Here is a 15,532-nt window from a genome sequence, read left to right on the forward strand (position 1 = left end):
CTCAGGGCTTCAGCACGACCTTGACGCAGGAGTCGCGCTTGTCGCGAAACACCTGGTACATCTCGGGGCCTTGGCTAAGCGGGACGGTGTGGGTGATGACGAAGGACGGATCGATCTGACCTTCCTCGATGCGATGGAGCAGGTCGTCCGTCCAGCGGTTGACGTGGGTCTGGCCGGTGCGCATCGTCAGGCCCTTGTTCATGAAGGCGCCCATCGGCAGCATGTCGGAGAATCCGCTGTACACGCCTGCCACCGAAATGATGCCGCCGGGCCGGCAGACATAGATCATCTCGCGCAGCACATGGGGCCGGTCGCTCTCCACCATGACCATCTGCTTGGCGCGGTCGAGCAGCGTGTCGGGCAGGGAAGCCATCACATGCGACTCCATCCCGACGCAATCGATACATTTTTCGGGGCCTCTGCCGTCGGTGAGCTCCTCGAGCCGCTCCAGGACGCTTTCTTTTTCGAAGTTGATGGTGGTGGCGCCGCCGGCTTCGGCCATGCTGAGCCGTTCGGGCAGGCAATCGATCGCGATCACCTGGTTGGCGCCGAGCAGGATGGCGCTGCGGATCGCCATCTGCCCCACGGGACCGCAGCCCCAGATCGCGACCGTGTCGGTCGGCTCGATGTCGCATTGCACGGCGGCCTGCCAGCCGGTCGGGAAGATGTCGCTGAGAAACAGCAACTGCTCGTCGGGAATGCCCGCGGGCACCTTGATGTGCGTGGCGTCAGCGAACGGCACGCGCAAATATTCGGCCTGGCCGCCGGGATAGCCGCCGGTCAGGTGCGTATAGCCGAACAGGCCGGCGCCCGAATGACCGAACGCTTTTTCAGCGAGATGACTCTTGCGATTGGTGGTTTCGCAAACCGAGAAATTGCCACGCTTGCACTGGTCGCATTCGCCGCAAATGATTGTGAAGGGCACGACGATGCGGTCGCCCTTCTTCAGCTTGCCGTCGACGCCCGAGCCGACCTCGACCACTTCGCCCATGGTCTCGTGGCCCATGATGTCCCCGGGCAGCATGCCCGGAATGTAATTGTGAAAGAGGTGCAGGTCCGAGCCGCAGATGGCGCAGCTCGTGACTTTGATGATGGCATCCCGCGCGTCCTGAATTTCCGGATCGGTAACGGTGTCGCAGCGTATGTCTTCCTTGCCGTGCCAAACCAGCGCCTTCATCTCTTTTCTCCCGAGCTACGAGGCAACCAAGTCGAACAACGAACGATGGTTGCTATTCCACAGTGCAAAATCTTTGCGCCGCACCAGCGTGCGTCCCCGATAGGAACGAGCGCGCATTGCGGTGATTGGAGCGTCATCAATCCCCCTCGAGGATTAGCGAAGGATACGCTCATGCCCGCCAATCAACTCGCCGTCGTCACCGGCGCCTCCACCGGCATCGGGCTGGAACTCGCCAGATGCTGTGCCCAAGCAGGTTTCAACCTTGTCATTGCGGCGGACGAGCCCGAGATCGAGAGGGTGGCCGTCGATCTGCGCAGGCTCGGCAGCAGCGTCGAACCGGTGCAGGCCGATCTCGCCACCACCGAAGGCGTCGACAAGCTCTGCGCCGCGGTCGGCGACCGGCCGATCGACGCGCTGCTGGCCAATGCCGGCGTTGGTCTTGGCAAGGCCTTTCTCGACCAGGATTTTGCCAGGATCAAGCACCTCGTCGACACCAACATCACCGGCACGCTGTATCTCATCCATCGCGCCGGCAACGCGATGCTTCGCCGCAATTCGGGGCGCATCCTGATCACGGGCTCGATCGCGGGATTCACGCCGGGCAGTTTTCAGGCGGTCTACAACGCCAGCAAGGCGTTTCTTGATTCATTCTCATTCGCGCTCCGCGAGGAGTTGCGCGACAGCGGCGTCACCGTCACCTGCCTAATGCCTGGCGCCACGGAAACGGAGTTCTTCCGCCGCGCCGACATGATGGATACCAAGGTCGGCACCGAGCCGAAGGACAGTGCCTACGACGTCGCGAAGGCCGGCTTCGACGCCATGTTGCGCGGGGAGTCCGACATCGTGACCGGAATGAAGAACAAGATCCAGACCACGATCGCCAATGTCACGCCGAACGAGATGCTGGCCAAGCAGCATCGCAAGATGGCGGAGCCGGGCACGGCGAAGTCGTAGAACGATACCGTCGCAATCTAAGCTAACCGGTGCGGCGCGGACCGATAAGGAGGACGCCGATTCACATAGCCTAATGCGCAAAGCTCCCCGCGCCGTCAGACTGGTTCGGCTGGAAAAAGGGGGCTGTGATGCCGATGGATCGCGTCGAACAGGCCTTTGTCGCAACGGCAATCACGGGTTTTCTCGTCATGATGGCGGCGATCGTCTGGATGATGATGGGTTGATGACCGGGAGGGCTGCTGATTTGCGGATCGCGTTGCCCTATGCTGCGGTGCTTCTGTGTCTGGCGGTGACCGCCTGGCTCGCTTTCGCGCATCTGTTCTGATCGTCGTCAGGCTCGGCCGTGCGGATCGGCGATCAGCGCCGCCAGCCTCTGTGCCATCGCAGGCATATCGATCGGTTTCTCCAGGATCGGCACGTCGTGGAATTCCGGACTGATCGTGACCTTGTCGTATCCGGTCGTGAAGAGGAAGGGGACGTTCCGTGCCTTCAGTTCGCGCGCGACCGGAAAGATCATCTCGCTGCGGATGTTCACGTCGAGCACGGCGGCATCCAGAACACTGCCGTCGTGCAGGATACGGAGTGCGTCGTTGAGATCGCCCACCGGGCCCGCGATGTCTGCGCCGAGCGCGCGACATGCTCTGCCAATGTCGTCGGCGAGAAAATATTCGTCCTCGACAATGAAGATGCGTCGCCCGCTGAGCGCCGACTCTGGACCTGACGATCGAGGCGACATCGCCATGGTGCCTTCCAGCCCTTCGTTGCCGGTTCATAGGAACATAGGGCGGTGACCCGCCTTGGTACAAACGAATACAACCGATAGTGGGTTCCATGAGCAACCGCGACATCATCGTCATAGGTGGCTCGGCCGGCGCGACCGCGCCGCTGAAGCAGATCCTGGGCCGGCTGCCGCCGGATCTGCCCGCGGCGGTGTTCATCGTGCTGCACATCCCGGCGCAGGGCATCGGCATTCTCTCGACGGTGGCCAGCAGCGCCGGTCCGCTCCCGGTCCGGCAGGCCGAAAACGGCATGAAGATCGAGCCAGGCCGGGTTTATCTGGCCGCACCGGACCACCATCTGCTGCTGTCCGAGGATCGCGTATTCCTCGGGCGCGGCCCGCGCGAGAACATGGTCCGGCCGGCCATCGATGCCTTGTTTCGCTCGGCCGCCATCAACTACGGCCCGCGTGTGATCGGTGTGCTGCTCAGCGGCCTGTTGTCCGACGGTTCGGCCGGTCTCAACGCCATCAAGCGTTGCGGCGGGATTTCGGTGGTTCAGGACCCCTCGGATGCCATCGCCGATGAAATGCCAAGGAGCGCCCTCGAGGCGACCATCATCGATCTTTGCGTTCCCGGCGCCGGAATGGGCGACGTGCTGTCTGATCTCGCCAGGGAGGCTGCCGGCGCCGCACTGCCGATCCCGCCGGAGATCCGGCTCGAGGTCGAGATCGCGGCCGGCGAACGGATCGGCAGTGACCGTCTCGTCTCGATGGCCGATCCGGTTGCGCTGACCTGTCCGGCCTGCGGGGGCGTCCTGTCCGAGATGAAGGAATCGCACCCGATGCGCTTCCGTTGCCAGGTCGGTCACGCCTTCGCCGCCGACGTCCTCGCAAAAGAGCAGGAGGGGCAAGTGGATGAAGCCCTGCGGGTCGCACTGCGCATCATCGAGGAGCGGGCCGAGCTGGTGCAGCGCATGGCCGCCGACGGACGGCGCAACGGCCGGCCGGCGGTGGCCGAGATGTACCAGGCGCGCGCTGCCGAATATCGCGAATATGCCGACATGATCCGGCGCGTTGTGCTAAAGTCGCTCGATCCTCCCATTCGCAAGCGGGAGGCTTGAGGGTCGCGATGGCCATTTCCCTCGCCGAATGGACCGAGCAACTCGATACCGAGCGCCGCCATCTGATCAAGGCCGATCGGGATATCGAGGAGGGTTCGCGGCGCATCCTCGATCAGGAGGCGCGCATCCGCGAGCTCAGTGCCGGCGGCCACGACGCGGGCCAGGCGGAACGGTTGGTCGAGGCGCTGAAGCAGACCCTCACGGAATGGCTGCGCCATCGCGTCCTGATCGAGCAGCGGATCGCCTATCTTCGGCAGCAAGTCGGTCCGGAGTGATCTGGGGGCGTTGGCAGGCCACCCAAGCTCAATGCCTAATGCCCAATGCTCGCTGTACGGAACGCAGCGTGACGTTTCCGCCTTGCACCTGTTGGGATAATATCAATTCTGCTATTTGCGGCGAGCGGGCGTCCTCTGGTTCCCGTCAATGAATGAGAGCTACCGAGACCATGCATGAAATCGGCGACCAGTCGGTCGAAAGAGAGCGCCAGACCAGGTCTCCGCTGATCATCGGGGTGGGCGCCGCGCCGACAGCTCTGGATAGCGTCGAGCGGTTCTTTTCCAGGCTGACCGTAAGCGCCGACCAGGCCGTCGTGCTCGCATTCCAGCATCATGAGGCCCTCGACGAGCCGCGGCTGCGCCAGATCGTGCGAAATTCCCACGGTGGCAAGATTTCCGACGTCGGCAACGGCCAGACCATCGAGGGTGGCACGATTTATCTGTGCCCGCCGGCGATGATCACGACGATCCAGGACGGTCGCTTCGGCGTCCGCCCGGCCGAGCAGGCGCCCGGCGAGCGGGCGACGATCGACAGCTTCCTGGTGTCGCTGGCGGAAGAACGCGCCGAGCAATCGATCGGCGTGATCCTGTCCGGCATCGGCGGCGATGGCACGTTGGGTACCGCGACACTGAAGGACCACGGCGGCCTTGCCATCGCCGAAAAAGGCGCGAGCGACGACGCGGATCATCTGAAGGACGCCGATACGCCGGCGGCGATCGCCGACTACGTGCTGACCGCCGAAGACATCGCCGAGCACATCCAGGTCTATGCCCGTCATCTGCGGCGGCTGGAGGAGAAGCAGGGGTTCGATGAGGTGCTGGCCGCTGCAGCGACCTCGCTGTCGCGCATCGCCGACATCCTGCGCAGCAAGACCGGCAATGATTTCCACGGCTACAAGCAGAACACCTTCCTGCGTCGCGTGCAGCGGCGGATGCAGGTGGTCCAGATCGGCGACATTTCCGCTTACGTCGATTTCCTGCGCAACGACCAGGACGAGGCGCAGCACCTCTTCAACGACCTCTTGATCGGCGTCACCGAATTCTTCCGCGACAAGCGTGAATTCGAGGTGCTGGAGAACCAGACCGTCCCGAAGCTCTTCGAAGGCAAGGACGCGAGCCAGCAGGTTCGCGTCTGGGTGCTCGGCTGCGCAACCGGCGAGGAGGCCTATTCGATCGCTATCCTCCTGCGCGAGTACATGGCCAAAATGGACTCGCCACCGCAGGTTCAGATCTTCGCGACCGACATCGACGGACGGGCGCTGGCGGCTGCGCGCGTCGGCCGCTATCGCACCAAGATCGAAGCGGAGATGACCGGCGAGCGCCTGGCGCGCTGGTTCGTGCGCGAAGGTGACACCTATTGCGTGGTCAAGGAGCTGCGCGAGATGTGCATCTTCTCGCAGCACAACGTGATCAAGGACGCACCGTTCTCCAAGCTCGATCTCGTCTCCTGCCGCAACCTGCTGATCTACCTCAATGCCGAATTGCAGAACCGGGTGATCCCGTTATTTCACTTCGCCCTTCTGCCGGATCGGTTCCTGTTCCTCGGCAATTCCGAGAACGTCACGCGGCATCCAAAACTGTTCGTACCGGTCGACCGCCGCGCCCGCATCTTCAAGAAGCTCGAGACCGGAACCCGGCTGCCGCCGGAATTTCCGATCACGACCGCCGCGGGGAGGGCAAACCTCGAGATAGCGCCGGCGCGCTCCTTCCGCCCTGATATCGGGCTGGAGCGTCGCGCGCAGCGGATCGCGGAGCGCTATGCGCCCGCCTATGTCATCGCCGACAGCAACTTTCAGGTCCTGCACTTTTCCGGGCGCACCGGACGCTACATCGAGCCGACGGCAGGCGCCGCCACGCTCGATCTGCTCCAACTCGTCCACCGCGATCTCCGCCTGGACCTGCGGGCGGTGCTCAGCCGCGCGGCGGAGACCAACGAGCCCGCCCATGCCGAACAGGTGCAGCTCGGCGCCAACGGCCAGCACATTCCCGTCGACATCACGGTGGAGCCGATCCAGGAGAGCGGCAGCGGCGATCGCAATTTTGTCGTCCTGTTCAAGGACGGCCCGGTGCGCGCCATCGATGCCGGCGCAGGCAAGCCCAATGCGTTGGTGCAGACCGAGCATGTCGACCGTATCGAAGGCGAGCTGCGGGCGACGCGGGAGCGCCTTCAGGCGACCATCGAAGAGCTCGAAAGCACCAATGAGGAGCTGAAGTCCTCGAACGAGGAATACCAGTCCCTCAACGAGGAGCTCCAGTCCGCGAACGAAGAACTCGAAACCTCGCGCGAGGAATTGCAGTCGGTCAACGAGGAGCTGACCACCGTCAACGGCGAGCTTGCTCACCGCGTCCAGGAATTGACGCGCGCCACCAGTGACCTCCGGAATTTCCTGGAGAGCACGCAGATCGCGACCGTATTCCTCGACAACGAGTTGCGCGTGATGAACTTCACGCCGGCGATCACACAAATTCTGCATCTCGTAGAAACCGATATTAGCCGGCCCATCGCGCACATCAAGGCGCGCGTCCCGATCGAGGACCTCTATGACGACGTTCGCAGCGTGCTGCGGACGCTTGCCAGCGCCGAGCGCGAGCTGAGGGCGCCGGACAGCGGCACGCGCTACATCGTGCGAATCCTGCCCTATCGCAGCATCGAAAACTTCATCGCCGGGGTCGTGATCACCTTCGTTGACATCACCGCCATGACCCGCGCCGAGGAGCGGCAGCGCCTGCTGCTGGCCGAGCTCCAGCATCGGGTCCGCAACACGCTCGGCGTGGTGCGCTCGATCGCCCGTCGCACGGCCGATACGAGCTCGACGGTCGAGGAGTTTGCCTCTCATCTCGACGGCCGGCTCAACGCTTTCGCCCGTACCCAGGCGCTGGTGACCCGCGATCCCGAAGGCGGCGTCGATCTCGAATACCTCGCCGTCGAGGAGATGCTGGCCTATAATGCCAGGGAGGGCGAGCAGGTACGTGTCAGCGGTCCCCCGGTGCGTTTTCAGTCGAAGGCAGCGGAAACCTTTGCCCTTGCCATTCACGAGCTCGCGACCAACGCACTCAAATACGGCGCCCTGAGCCGGCCGACCGGTCGCATCGAGATTTCCTGGCGCCTCGAGCAGGGCACCGACCCGGCGGAGCTGGTGTTCGAGTGGCGGGAGCGCGGTGGGCCGCCGGTTGCGCCGCCGCCGCACAAAGGATTTGGGACCGAGCTTCTGGAGCGCACACTCGCGTTCGAGTTCAAGGGGCAGACCAGGTTGGCATTCAGTCCCAAGGGATTGGAATGCACGATCACCATTCCCCTCAGCAAGCGGGCGTTTCATACACCGGCGGTGGCCAGCTGATGCCCTTGTCGACGCTAGATCGCAGCCAGGTGGACCCGGTCATTCGCCGGCTGAACGTGCTGAGGCCCTTGTCGACGGAGGCCCGCACCTCGCTCGAATACGCGATGCTCGAGGGAATCCAGCGCGCAGGAGCGGGCGAGGATCTGATCTCGGAGGGCGATCCGGTCGACAGCGTGCGCCTCGTGCTGTCCGGCTGGCTCTGCCGCTACAAGACGCTGGAGGACGGCCGGAGACAGATCGTCAATTTTCTCTTTCCCGGCGAAAGTTGCGACGCGCACGCGTTCCTGCTCTCGGTGATGGATCATTCCATCGCGGCGATGACGCCGGTCGTCTACACCGAAATCAAGCGCGCGCGGTTCGAGAGTCTGGTGGCGGGGGACCGTGGGCTCGCGGAAGCGTTCTGGTGCGAGACGCTCGTCAACAACGCGATCCAGCGCGAATGGGCCATCAACCTCGGCCGCCGGGTGGCCTTTGAACGCGTGGCCCATCTGTTCTGCGAGATCATCGAGCGGCTGCGTCCTGTCGGCATGGTCGAGGGCAATTCCTGCGTGATGCCGGTGACGCAAATGGATCTTGCGGACGCCACCGGCCTGTCGGTGGTCCATCTCAATCGCACGGTTCAGGAGTTGCGTGCTTCCGGTCTGATCGTGCTGCGCGATCGCACGCTGACCATCACCGATCTCGATGCGCTCAAGGATGCGGCGCTGTTCTCCCCGAGCTATCTGCAACTCTATCGACGGAGCTAAGCGTTTGCTCGCTTCGGGAACGGTCGTACTTGATCCAGGTTAGTGTTCGCGGATGTTTTTTGAGCGGATGGCTGGTTTTGAGTAATTGACGTAACTTACGTAAAGGCAGTTTCGTCCCGAATCCTGTATTGTCGTTCCATGAACGACGTCCTGCTTGCCCGCGCTGAGCGCGCGATCGAAGCAAGCCGCGCCCTCCGGGCGCAGCGCAGAGCGGTCGCGGACCAGCTTGATGACGCCACGCGCGAGGTGCGCCGGGTGGTGATGGAAAGCGCGATGTTACGCTCCGAGCTCAAGGCCCTTCGCGATAACCGGCAAGAGCAGGATCTCCGGCACGGCGTGTCGCCGGAATAGGAGCCGGCGACACCAAACATGCAGCACGCGCCGGGGGCGTGCCCCGCTCAACGCCGCTTCGCTGCTTTGGATCGCCTGTTGTATGGCGAGCGGTTGACGGGCCTGAGCGAAATGCCTTCGCGCTGCGCCTTGCTGCGAATGGCCGCGACCGGGCGCTGCAGCTTGATGCTCATGACGCCCGTGGGCGTGTTTCCTTTTGCGAGCTGCTTCAGCTTGCTCACGTCCGCAGGTGTCCACCGTTCGCGCGCCCTGCGCTTGTACGCGGGATTTGCCTTGCGCGGGCCTTTGCGGCCGATCGGTGAGCCCGGCCGTTTCCATGCTGCTTTCGCCATGATGATCCTCCTTCAAGTCCTTCATCAATAAGCGAATCAGCATTTCGGTTCCGGCGCAGTCGAAGCAGCGCCGGCGTGCGAAGGGAATGCATCCGTCGCTCCTCGGCCCCTTCGTTTCGCACCAGCAAAATCACGCACCGTTAACTTATTGAAATGCCGGAACCTGCGGTTGCGGCCGAAGCTGCCAACACTGCCGGGCTGGGCCGCCCCAACCGGCATGAACTTTGGCCCCGGCGCCCGACCTCCCGCCGGGGCCAATTCCTCCGATCAAAAGGGCTTTGTGAAAGTACAATGACCGCGAAACGCAACCGCAGGAAACAGACCCAATCGCTCCAGGAGCGGTTGGCGGCATTCGCCCAAACGGCTCGCGAGCGCGCGCGCAGCCTGCCGCCCGGCAAGGAGCGCGACATGCTGCTTCAGCGCGCCAAGCAGAACGAGGTGACCTCGAACCTGACGGACTGGCTGAGCGAACCCGTGTACCCGAGACGGGGAGGGTGACGATGCGGAGCATCAAGCACTACCGCGCGTTCCAGATCGATCCGGACGGGCATGTGTTTGGATGCATCAACCTGGTCTGCGACGATGATGAGCAGGCCAAGCGCGAGGCCGCCTCGCTCGTGCTGGTGCACCGCATCGAACTGTGGCGGCTGGACCAGCGCATCAGTTCGATGTGCCGCCGGAAGTTGTCCGCCAGTAGAGCAGCGACACGAGAGCGAGAAGGAACCGCGCGCTGCGCCCCGGGTTGGTCGAACTGTACCGACCTCGCGAGGAGCCAGCATGACGGAAGCCGACATTCGCAAGGGGATGCCGCCCGTCAAGCTCTCGCGCGAGGCCTTCGAGCACCGCTACAGGAGCCGGTTCGTCGATCCCGCCTTTGCACCGCTCCAGCGCGAGCTCGACGCCATCGTCGGCGCAGCCTGGGATGCCTACAGCAATTCACGCAAGGCCCCGCTGACGCGAAAGGCGGGCGCGGGATTCTCCGATCCCGATTACGACATCGCCATCGACTGGCTCGATGCGCGCGCGAAGATCCTGGCAGCGCAGCGACGCCATGACGACGCGGACGAGACGCCGCGCATCCTCATCATCAACGGCTCGGCCCGCAGCGAGCACACCTGTCCCGGCGAGATGTCCAAGACCTGGCGCCTGGTCGAACTCGCCGAGCCGGTCTTTGCCGAGCTTGGATTTGCCGTCGACATCCTCGATCTGTCGCGCCTGGCTTCGGAGTTCGGCAGGACGATCCATCCCTGCAAATCCTGCGTCGGAACAGCGATGCCGCTCTGCCACTGGCCGTGCAGCTGCTATCCAAACTACTCGCTGGGACAGACCGACGACTGGATGAACGATATCTATCCGCTGTGGGTCGCCGCCCACGGCATCCTGATCGTGACGCCGGTGAACTGGTATCACGTGCCCGCCGGATTGAAGGCGATGATGGATCGCATGGTCTGCGCCGATGGCGGCAATCCCGATCCGACCTCGACCCACGGCAAGAAGGCTGCCGAAGCCAAGGCGCTGGAGCTGAAGGGCTGGTCCTATCCGCGCCATCTCGCCGGCCGCCATTTCGGCCTCGTCGTTCACGGCGATGCGGTCGGTGCCGAGGGGGCGCGCCGGGCCTTGTCGGATTGGCTGACCGACATGCAGCTGATCTCGGCGGGCCGCTTCGCCGAGCTCGATGGCTATGTCGGCTACATGGAGCCATACGCCACCTCGCACCGCGACCTCGATGACGACAGGGCATTCCAGACGGAGGTGCAGAACGTCGCGCGCGCACTCGGCAACGCGGTCCGCCTGGCGCGGAGCGGACAGCTTCGCGAGCCCGGTGCGGGCCTGTCGGATCCAAACCCCAAATGACGGCGAATGATCAGCCGTATGATTGCCTGATCGTCGGCGGCGGCCCGGCCGGGCTGATGGCTGCGATCTACCTCGCGCGATTTCGGCGCCGCGTCTGTGTCGTGGACGCAGGCGCGAGCCGGGCGGCGCTGATCCCGCGCAGTCACAATGTGCCGGGCTTCGTCCACGGCCTCTCCGGCACTGACCTGCTCGCGCGCATGTCCGCGCAACTGGGCGAGCTCGCGGTCACGCGCGTTGATGCCGAGGTCACCGGCTTGCGACGACACGATCACGGTTTTCAGGCGATCTGGAACGGCGGCGCGCATACGGCCGCCACCGTCATCCTTGCCTGCGGCATCGTCGACGCCCATCCGCCGTTCGACGAATGGCGCGCGGCCGTCGCGGACGGGCTGTTGCGCTACTGTCCCGTTTGCGACGCCTTCGAGGCGATCGACCGTCGCATCGGCATCGTCGGTCCGCTTCACCGCGCCGCCGGCAAGGCGCTCTTCATGCGCGGCTACTCGCGCGACGTGACGCTGCTGGCAACGGGCGAGGATGACGGGAAGCCCGCGGCAGCGGAGCTCAATGAAGCCGGTGTCGAGATCGTCGTCGCGCCCGGCCTGCGCCTGAGGCGGCGAGACGACGGCGTTGAAGCCGTCTTCGCCGATGGCCGGACGGCGCAATTCGAGATGGTCTACCCGGTGATGGGTGCGGAAGTGCGCTCGCATCTCGCGATGACGCTTGGGGCCGAACACACCGCAGACGGCCATCTGAAAGTCGACGACCATCAGCGCAGCTCGGTCGACGGGCTCTACGGCATCGGCGACGTCGTCACCGACCTGCACCAGATATCGGTCGCGTTCGGCCACGCCGCGCTCGCCGCCTGCACGATCCACAACAGCCTGCCGCGGCGGCTGGCATGAGGAACGGGGTATCGGACATTGGCAACAGAATCATCCTCGAAGACCGCGGTCTATGCGGCGCTCTTCGGCAATGTCCTGGTCGCGGTCACGAAGATCGGCGCCGCCGCGTGGACGGGAAGTTCGGCCATGACGAGCGAAGCGGTGCATTCGCTCGTCGATACGACCAATGAGATCCTGCTGCTCTACGGCTACCGGCGCGCGAGCCGCTCGCCCGACGAATCCCATCCGCTCGGCTATGGGCGCGAGCTGTATTTCTGGAGCTTCATCGTTGCGCTGCTGATCTTCGCCCTGGGCGCCGGTGTCTCGCTGTATCAGGGCATTCTGCATGTCGCCGCACCCGAGTCGATCGAAAGTCCGATCGTCAGCTTCGTGGTGCTCGGGCTGTCGTTCCTGTTTGAAGGCGGTTCCTGGCTGGTTGCCCTGCGGCGCTTCAGCTCCGACGGCCAGCGGTTCGGGTATTACCAGGCTTTCGTTCGCAGCAAGGATCCTCCGGCATTCATGGTGCTGCTCGAGGACAGCGCGGCGCTGGTCGGCATCGCCATTGCCGCGGCGGCCACTGCCGCGGCCGTATGGCTGCGCCAGCCGGTCTGGGACGGGATCGGTTCGATCATGATCGGGATATTGCTGGCGATCGTGTCGATCGGTCTCGCGCGCGAGAGCAAGAGCCTGCTGATCGGCGAGCCCGCCGATCCGGAGCTTGCGCGATCCGTCCTCGATATCGCAAGGCGGTCGCCCGGCGTGCTCAGGGCCAACGGCCTGCTGACGGTGCAGCTGTCGCCGGTCGAGGTCGTTGCGGCCCTCAGCATCGAATTTGCGGATGACAAGCGCGCCGACGACATCGAGCGATGCGTCGTTTCGATCGAGACCGAGATACGCAAACGTCATCCGAGCGTGGCGGCGCTGTTCATCAAACCGCAGACCGATGCTCGCTATCGGGCGGTGCGCGCGAGGCGGTACGGCTAGCTTCGCGAAGTTCCCCCGAGGTCGCAATCGGCACGACGGCAGGAACGATCACAACATCCCGCTGGTTGACCGGTGCGGGTCGGCGGCATGGACGAGTGCGTCGCCATGTGCCGCTCCTGCGCGCAATCCTGCCGTGCGATGGCGGCCTGAGGACAAGCCCATGCTGGAAGAGAAACTCACGGAAGCCATCGTCGAGGAGCTGAAGCGGCAGGCGGCGAACCGGCCGCAATCGCTGAAGGTCGAACGGGCGCACGACGCGAAAGCCTCGGAGGAGCTGATCGTCAACGGCAAGATCGACTTGGCCGCGCTGGTCATGGTGATCGCCGGATCGGTCGCCGGCGGGCCTTAGGTCCGGCCGTCAACGGCGCCCTCAGCCATATTCCTCGCCGATGCCGTATTCCCGGTAGATCTCCAGCGGATCGAGGTCGGGAAAAAGCCGGCATTTGGCCTGGGCGAGATGCAGGGTCACCGCCGCCGGCTCCTTGCCGTTCGCGAGCATCTTGCGGATGTCGTCCATATGCGCGCTCGGCTGGTGCTTGGTGTCGAGCTGCTCCAGCGCGACCAGCGCAGTCGCCAGCGCCTCGGTCAGAACCCAGTCGTCGTGGCCGGTGATTCCCTTCTTCGGCATCGGCAGACCCCACATGTGGCGACCCCAGTCTATCGGGACTTCCGCCAAATCTCCAAGGAGCCGTTGCAGCCAACAGGCGCGCGGACGGCTCGACGGCCGGGGCTCCGGCTTGCATTATGGCCGGGCGTGGCTAAAAGGCGGCATCGCCGGGGCAATAGTATCTTTGTTGAAACAAAGTTGGCGTAGACGGGGCTGCATGGCATTCAGGCCGGCTGTTCCGGTCTGGGCTCCTGATCCCCGCATTTGCAACACGGTCGGTTGCGCCACCCTTCAAGGCTTAAGCCCGCATGGTCTTTTTAAGCTTCGTCTATCGCTTCGTGACCAACTTCGCATTCATGGCGATGGTCTATTTCAGCCTGAATTTCATGGAGAAGTACCAGAACCGGGCGATTATCGCGATCCTGGTGCTGGTCTATACCGGCATGCGCGCAGCTTCGACGCTGCGGGCGTTCTACTTTTACCAGAAGATCGAGAAGCTGGAAGCCGAGACCAAGCGCCTTCAGGCTCCGCTCAATGACGGCACTGGCGGAACGAGTGTGCGCAAGCAGGTCGTGGTTGACGTCGCCCGGCTGCGGCGCGACGGCGAGGTCAAGTCCTATATGGACCTGTTCTTCCTGGCGCTGATCGTATTGCTCTGCGTCGCCAACATCATGCGACAGTAAGCTCTACTGCGCGCGCTTCTTCAGGCTTGCCACACGGGTCGGGCGCGGCGCTGTGCTCTTGGGCGCGGCGCTCTTGGGGGCAGTGCTCTTGGCTGCAGTGCCCTCGGTCTCTGCGGCGTGGTTCGGTGTGCCATGAGCAGCGCGCGCGGTGCGGCGAGCGTGCCACTTGCCGGCTTTGACCTTGGCCGCAGGAGGCGTCTCGGCCGCCATTGCCAGGCGCGTCGCGGCGCGCCGCGACAAGGTCGTCGACAGCAGCACCTCGACCGAGCCTTCCGGGATCGCAAAGAGATCGCGGCCAGGCACGGGCAGGGTGGCCGCGACATTGGCGAGCGCCATGGTCTTGCGCGGCAGCAGCGGTTGGTGCGCGGCCTGTGCGTTGAGGTCGGCCAGCGAGGGTGCCGGAAGCGTCTTGGTCTGCGCGAACACGAAGTTCGGCACGGCCGGCCAGCGCGCGATCGGTGTGGTCTCGGTCGGCGGATGCAGCAGCCATTCCACCGGCGTTGTCGGCGTCGCCAGCTGCTCGGCGGTCGCGGGCACCACGTGCACGATGCGATAGCCGCGCGCCTTGAGGTCGCGGATGATCTTCGGCAGCGCCGCCACCGTGCGGGCCTGGATGTCGTGCAGCAGCAGGATGCCCTTGCCCTTGGCCTCAAGCCGCTGGATTGCGAGCTGATAGACGCGATCGGGCGACACATGGCGCCAGTCGTCCGCCGGGAAATCGGCGCTCCAGACCTGGATGCCGCGCGAGATCAGAACGTTCTCGACGCCGTCGGCGCGCATCAGGCCGGGAATGCGGAAGAACGGCGCGAGCTTGGACGGATCGGTCATTGCGGCCGATGTCCACTCGATGCCGCCATTGATCTGCGCCTCGGCCTTGTCGAGCGGCATCCGGTCCATTGTGAGCGGATGCGTCATGCTGTGGGTGCCGACGGTATGGCCCGCTGCGACCAGCTTGCGCACGCCTTCCGGGTTCGCCTTGGCCTGTTCGCCAATGATGAAGAAGGTCGCCTTGATGCACTCGTCGGCGAGGATCTGCAGCACCTGGTTGGAATATTTCGGCAACGGACCGTCGTCGAAGGTCAGGACGACTTCATGGTCCTTCAGCGGCAGCGTCTCGCGGTACTGCATGGTGCCGATGCGGGGATGCTCGTGCGGATCGACCACGAGCGTGCGGGAGGTCCCGAGCGCGTCCGGATGGCCGGGGCAGTCGGCCGCAATGGCCGGCGAGCCGATGGTCAGGACACCAAGGAATCCGCCAAGAAAGCTGCCAAGGCAAAGGACGATCCACGATCGCGTCCGAGCAACAACGCTACTTCCGATCATGAACCAGGTCTGCCCTCTTACGCGATTGCCGCCATAGTAGGTCGGAGACATCAGCAAACGGTTCAGGCGCAAGAACCCCGACCCAGAACCCTGCCGCGACAAGTCCCCTTGATACTTGCATGGCGTAGCATGAACAGACTGTTAATAGGGCCCAAATCACCCCATTTTGCACCGGCGTGACATTCCGG

18 protein-coding genes are annotated in these 15,532 nt (G+C 64.2%); 12 read left to right on the forward strand and 6 right to left on the reverse strand.

What is annotated here, in order from left to right; all coding sequences use genetic code 11:
* Window position 1: 1 nt before the first annotated feature.
* On the reverse strand, window positions 2–1,177 hold the full coding sequence (locus RX329_RS19660) for a zinc-dependent alcohol dehydrogenase (protein ID WP_085351352.1): 1,176 nt from the start codon (window positions 1,175–1,177) through the stop codon (window positions 2–4).
* 171 nt (window positions 1,178–1,348) lie between these two features.
* Between RX329_RS19660 and RX329_RS19665 the strand changes: the two genes are divergently transcribed.
* A complete protein-coding gene (locus RX329_RS19665; protein ID WP_085351353.1) occupies window positions 1,349–2,131 on the forward strand; it encodes an SDR family NAD(P)-dependent oxidoreductase in 783 nt (260 codons plus the stop codon).
* Window positions 2,132–2,201: 70 nt separating this feature from the next.
* Here the strand turns inward: RX329_RS19665 and RX329_RS19670 are convergent, their stop codons facing one another.
* Together RX329_RS19670 and RX329_RS19675 are read right to left on the reverse strand one after the other, a co-directional pair.
* Complete coding sequence (locus RX329_RS19670; protein ID WP_162496518.1) at window positions 2,202–2,447, reverse strand: hypothetical protein; 246 nt, start codon at window positions 2,445–2,447, stop codon at window positions 2,202–2,204.
* A gap of 15 nt (window positions 2,448–2,462) precedes the next feature.
* Window positions 2,463–2,873: a response regulator gene (locus RX329_RS19675; RefSeq protein WP_083926391.1), complete on the reverse strand. Its 411-nt coding sequence runs from the start codon at window positions 2,871–2,873 to the stop codon at window positions 2,463–2,465.
* An 89-nt stretch (window positions 2,874–2,962) separates the two neighbouring features.
* Between RX329_RS19675 and RX329_RS19680 the strand changes: the two genes are divergently transcribed.
* From RX329_RS19680 to RX329_RS19700, 5 genes are all read left to right on the forward strand, one after another.
* Window positions 2,963–3,970 (forward strand): chemotaxis protein CheB, encoded by a 1,008-nt coding sequence (locus RX329_RS19680; RefSeq protein WP_018455214.1) that lies wholly within the window; start codon window positions 2,963–2,965, stop codon window positions 3,968–3,970.
* 8 nt (window positions 3,971–3,978) lie between these two features.
* A complete protein-coding gene (locus RX329_RS19685) occupies window positions 3,979–4,245 on the forward strand; it encodes a hypothetical protein (RefSeq protein ID WP_018455213.1) in 267 nt (88 codons plus the stop codon).
* A gap of 170 nt (window positions 4,246–4,415) precedes the next feature.
* The gene (locus RX329_RS19690) at window positions 4,416–7,583 is read left to right on the forward strand and encodes a CheR family methyltransferase (RefSeq protein ID WP_085351354.1); all 3,168 of its coding nucleotides are present in this window, start codon (window positions 4,416–4,418) and stop codon (window positions 7,581–7,583) included.
* Window positions 7,583–8,329, forward strand: coding sequence for a Crp/Fnr family transcriptional regulator (locus RX329_RS19695; protein ID WP_085351355.1), 747 nt, complete (start codon window positions 7,583–7,585; stop codon window positions 8,327–8,329). Before RX329_RS19690 ends, RX329_RS19695 begins: the two co-directional genes overlap by 1 nt.
* A gap of 138 nt (window positions 8,330–8,467) precedes the next feature.
* Window positions 8,468–8,680, forward strand: coding sequence for a hypothetical protein (locus RX329_RS19700; RefSeq protein ID WP_085351356.1), 213 nt, complete (start codon window positions 8,468–8,470; stop codon window positions 8,678–8,680).
* 47 nt (window positions 8,681–8,727) lie between these two features.
* Here RX329_RS19700 and RX329_RS19705 read toward each other — a convergent pair whose 3' ends face one another.
* Window positions 8,728–9,012, reverse strand: a complete 285-nt coding sequence (locus RX329_RS19705) for a hypothetical protein (protein ID WP_027518458.1) — start codon at window positions 9,010–9,012, stop codon at window positions 8,728–8,730.
* Between the two features lie 291 nt (window positions 9,013–9,303).
* Between RX329_RS19705 and RX329_RS19710 the strand changes: the two genes are divergently transcribed.
* The 5 genes from RX329_RS19710 to RX329_RS19730 all read left to right on the forward strand — a co-directional run bounded on the left by RX329_RS19710 (window position 9,304) and on the right by RX329_RS19730 (window position 13,080).
* Window positions 9,304–9,510: a hypothetical protein gene (locus RX329_RS19710; protein ID WP_018455208.1), complete on the forward strand. Its 207-nt coding sequence runs from the start codon at window positions 9,304–9,306 to the stop codon at window positions 9,508–9,510.
* Window positions 9,511–9,789: 279 nt separating this feature from the next.
* The gene (locus tag RX329_RS19715; RefSeq protein ID WP_085351357.1) at window positions 9,790–10,866 is read left to right on the forward strand and encodes a flavodoxin family protein; all 1,077 of its coding nucleotides are present in this window, start codon (window positions 9,790–9,792) and stop codon (window positions 10,864–10,866) included.
* On the forward strand, window positions 10,863–11,768 hold the full coding sequence (locus RX329_RS19720; RefSeq protein WP_085351358.1) for an NAD(P)/FAD-dependent oxidoreductase: 906 nt from the start codon (window positions 10,863–10,865) through the stop codon (window positions 11,766–11,768). Before RX329_RS19715 ends, RX329_RS19720 begins: the two co-directional genes overlap by 4 nt.
* An 18-nt stretch (window positions 11,769–11,786) precedes the next feature.
* Entirely contained in the window at window positions 11,787–12,731 is a 945-nt protein-coding gene (locus RX329_RS19725) for a cation diffusion facilitator family transporter (RefSeq protein WP_317246334.1), read from the forward strand.
* A 160-nt stretch (window positions 12,732–12,891) separates the two neighbouring features.
* A complete protein-coding gene (locus tag RX329_RS19730) occupies window positions 12,892–13,080 on the forward strand; it encodes a hypothetical protein (RefSeq protein WP_018455203.1) in 189 nt (62 codons plus the stop codon).
* 21 nt (window positions 13,081–13,101) lie between these two features.
* On the opposite strand, the gene RX329_RS19735 is transcribed toward RX329_RS19730, so the two are convergent.
* Entirely contained in the window at window positions 13,102–13,359 is a 258-nt protein-coding gene (locus tag RX329_RS19735; protein ID WP_240543306.1) for a hypothetical protein, read from the reverse strand.
* A gap of 287 nt (window positions 13,360–13,646) precedes the next feature.
* On the opposite strand from RX329_RS19735, the gene RX329_RS19740 reads away from it, so the two are divergent.
* Window positions 13,647–14,021, forward strand: a complete 375-nt coding sequence (locus tag RX329_RS19740) for a hypothetical protein (RefSeq protein WP_018455201.1) — start codon at window positions 13,647–13,649, stop codon at window positions 14,019–14,021.
* Window positions 14,022–14,024: 3 nt separating this feature from the next.
* Here RX329_RS19740 and RX329_RS19745 read toward each other — a convergent pair whose 3' ends face one another.
* Window positions 14,025–15,344 carry a polysaccharide deacetylase family protein gene (locus tag RX329_RS19745; protein ID WP_085351439.1) on the reverse strand — a complete coding sequence of 440 codons (1,320 nt, stop codon included), beginning with the start codon at window positions 15,342–15,344 and terminating at the stop codon, window positions 14,025–14,027.
* Between the last annotated feature and the right edge of the window lie 188 nt (window positions 15,345–15,532).

It is taken from the genome of Bradyrhizobium sp. BWC-3-1 (assembly GCF_032917965.1).
GTDB lineage: Bacteria > Pseudomonadota > Alphaproteobacteria > Rhizobiales > Xanthobacteraceae > Bradyrhizobium > Bradyrhizobium canariense_D.

Coding starts and splice junctions, on each gene's coding strand:
- RX329_RS19675 (WP_083926391.1), bottom strand. CDS start 2,873: ATGGCGATGTCGCCTCGATCGTCAGGTCCAGAGTCGGCGCTCAGCGGG.
- RX329_RS19660 (WP_085351352.1), bottom strand. CDS start 1,177: ATGAAGGCGCTGGTTTGGCACGGCAAGGAAGACATACGCTGCGACACC.
- RX329_RS19745 (WP_085351439.1), bottom strand. CDS start 15,344: ATGATCGGAAGTAGCGTTGTTGCTCGGACGCGATCGTGGATCGTCCTT.
- RX329_RS19680 (WP_018455214.1), top strand. CDS start 2,963: ATGAGCAACCGCGACATCATCGTCATAGGTGGCTCGGCCGGCGCGACC.
- RX329_RS19720 (WP_085351358.1), top strand. CDS start 10,863: ATGACGGCGAATGATCAGCCGTATGATTGCCTGATCGTCGGCGGCGGC.
- RX329_RS19735 (WP_240543306.1), bottom strand. CDS start 13,359: ATGCCGAAGAAGGGAATCACCGGCCACGACGACTGGGTTCTGACCGAG.
- RX329_RS19740 (WP_018455201.1), top strand. CDS start 13,647: ATGGTCTTTTTAAGCTTCGTCTATCGCTTCGTGACCAACTTCGCATTC.
- RX329_RS19695 (WP_085351355.1), top strand. CDS start 7,583: ATGCCCTTGTCGACGCTAGATCGCAGCCAGGTGGACCCGGTCATTCGC.
- RX329_RS19705 (WP_027518458.1), bottom strand. CDS start 9,012: ATGGCGAAAGCAGCATGGAAACGGCCGGGCTCACCGATCGGCCGCAAA.
- RX329_RS19685 (WP_018455213.1), top strand. CDS start 3,979: ATGGCCATTTCCCTCGCCGAATGGACCGAGCAACTCGATACCGAGCGC.
- RX329_RS19700 (WP_085351356.1), top strand. CDS start 8,468: ATGAACGACGTCCTGCTTGCCCGCGCTGAGCGCGCGATCGAAGCAAGC.
- RX329_RS19730 (WP_018455203.1), top strand. CDS start 12,892: ATGCTGGAAGAGAAACTCACGGAAGCCATCGTCGAGGAGCTGAAGCGG.
- RX329_RS19665 (WP_085351353.1), top strand. CDS start 1,349: ATGCCCGCCAATCAACTCGCCGTCGTCACCGGCGCCTCCACCGGCATC.
- RX329_RS19710 (WP_018455208.1), top strand. CDS start 9,304: ATGACCGCGAAACGCAACCGCAGGAAACAGACCCAATCGCTCCAGGAG.
- RX329_RS19670 (WP_162496518.1), bottom strand. CDS start 2,447: ATGCGCGAAAGCGAGCCAGGCGGTCACCGCCAGACACAGAAGCACCGC.
- RX329_RS19715 (WP_085351357.1), top strand. CDS start 9,790: ATGACGGAAGCCGACATTCGCAAGGGGATGCCGCCCGTCAAGCTCTCG.
- RX329_RS19690 (WP_085351354.1), top strand. CDS start 4,416: ATGCATGAAATCGGCGACCAGTCGGTCGAAAGAGAGCGCCAGACCAGG.